A 2,173-nucleotide genomic window follows, 5' to 3' on the forward strand; every position below is an offset into this window, starting at 1 on the left:
ATTGATCTCGGGCTACGTGCCCGCCCATGAGGTCAATCTGCCGTTGCACACGGCGGTTCAGGAAGTGGCGGAGGAATGCCTGCTGGAAACGCCTGAGGGCTGGCTGAGTGGGCGCTTCAACGACACATGGCTACCGGCGCCTTACGCCAACGCCCTGCATTACCGCGAAACCGCGCCCTTTCTTCTTACACCGTTGTCGGGGGCTGCACGTCCGGTTCGATGTGCCAGCCAGACATTGCTCGAACGCCCAAGGGCGTACGTACACCTGCCGACCGCCTCTCTGCAATTGATCTACGACTTGCGCCTTGAAGTGCCAAAGGAGGCCAAGTCTCTGAGCTTGTTTCATGTGGAAGAGCGCTTGGAAGGCGATCAGTTGATCGCTCGTTTGAATCGCAAACGCCCTGACCTGTACCTGATGCCATTGATCGACGGCAAGCCCTGCGCCGAGCTGTACACCTTGCACAAGGACCAGTTGAAACCGGCCAGTACCCGTGGCTTATACCTGGCAGAAAGTTTTGCCCCCCAGGAAGGCTGGGTGGTAAGCGAAGAGCGCATTCGCTGGAAGGACTGGCTGCGCCAACAAGGCTTAAGCGCCCCAGACAAAGAATCAAGGCTCAAGCGTCTGACGGGCAAGGCCAAGCAGATGTTCAGAAAAGTCGTCAAAAAGAAGGCCTGAACTTAAAGCCCCCTCTTTTGGACCATTAAAAGATCACAGCCTTCGTGCCTCGTCAGCGACTACAAGATTGCATGCATCCAACACAACACGTAGGAGCTGCCGCAGGCTGCGATCTTTTGGGCCATTAAAAGATCACAGCCTTCGTGCCTCGTCAGCGACTACAAGGACTGCGGATTACTGCCCGCGAATTTTATCGACGATGGCTGTGGTCGAGCTGTTTTCAACCAGCCCCAGCACTTTGACGGTCCCGCCGTACGCGGCCACGATGTCAGCACCGACCACTTGGTCAATCCCGTAATCGCCACCTTTAACCAGTACATCCGGCTTGACTTGGGCCAGCAGGTTTTCCGGGGTGCCCTCAGGGAAGCTGATGACCCAGTCCACCGCGCCTAAACCGGCCAGCACTGCCATGCGCCGATCAACGCTGTTAATCGGGCGACCCGGCCCTTTGAGGCGGCTTACCGAGGCATCATCGTTTACGGCAACGATCAAACGATCACCTTGCGCCCGAGCTTGCTCCAGATAGGTCACATGGCCAGCATGCAAAATGTCGAAGCAGCCATTGGTGAAGACGATTTTCTCGTTGTGCGCCCGAGCGTCGTCAATGGCCAACAACAGTTGCTCAAGGCTCAATACGCCACGCTCGGAGCCCTCAGAGCGCTGGATAGCCCGGCGCAGTTCCGGGGCACTAATGGCCGCCGTACCCAGCTTACCCACCACAATACCCGCCGCCAGATTGGCCAATGCCACAGCGTGGGGCAGCTCTTCACCTGCCGCAATGGCAGCGGCCAAGGTCGAAATAACCGTATCGCCCGCGCCAGTCACGTCAAACACTTCACGGGCCCGTGCAGGCAAGTGCATGGCCGGATAGCCCGGACGCAACAAGGTCATCCCATGCTCGCCACGGGTAACCAGCAACGCTCCTAGGTCAAGATCGGCCATTAGCGCAGCGCCTTTGGCGACCAGATCGGCCTCGTCGGTACAACCACCGACAATGATTTCAAACTCACTGAGGTTCGGCGTGATCAGGCTCGCGCCCCGATAGACCGAGAAGTCTTTGCCTTTAGGGTCAGCCAGCACCGGGATGCCACGGGCACGGGCGGCTTGTATCAAAACCTGATGGTTTTTCAACGCGCCTTTGCCGTAGTCAGACAACACCAAGACTTTGACACCGTCGAGCAAACGCTCGACCTGAGACCCCAACGCCTGGGCGTCAGTCGCAAAAGGTTCTTCAAAGTCGATACGCAGCAGTTGCTGGTGACGACTCATAACGCGCAGTTTGACGATGGTTGGCTGGTGCTCAATACGCTGGAACAAAGCCCGGACGCCCGCACCTTTAAGGCTATTGGCCAGGCTCTCGGCAGCTTCATCGTTACCGGTTACGCCGACCAGCGAGGCCGGGGCGCCGAGGGCGGCAATGTTCAAGGCAACGTTAGCAGCGCCCCCGGGACGGCCGTCACTTTGCTCGACCTTAACACACGGTACGCGCGCCTCAGG

The 2,173-nt window shown here is 58.4% G+C and carries 2 protein-coding genes; one reads left to right on the forward strand and one right to left on the reverse strand.

Features of this window, described 5'->3' with window-relative positions; genetic code table 11:
* Window positions 1–676 (forward strand): hypothetical protein (locus AQS70_RS09785; protein ID WP_055102602.1); only part of this gene is annotated, 676 nt, incomplete at its 5' end.
* Between the two features lie 174 nt (window positions 677–850).
* Here the strand turns inward: AQS70_RS09785 and hldE are convergent.
* Window positions 851–2,173, reverse strand: a 1,323-nt coding sequence (hldE, locus tag AQS70_RS09790) for a bifunctional D-glycero-beta-D-manno-heptose-7-phosphate kinase/D-glycero-beta-D-manno-heptose 1-phosphate adenylyltransferase HldE (RefSeq protein ID WP_055102603.1), incomplete at its 5' end; no start/stop codon positions are given.

It is taken from the genome of Pseudomonas endophytica (assembly GCF_001411475.1).
Lineage (GTDB): Bacteria > Pseudomonadota > Gammaproteobacteria > Pseudomonadales > Pseudomonadaceae > Aquipseudomonas > Aquipseudomonas endophytica.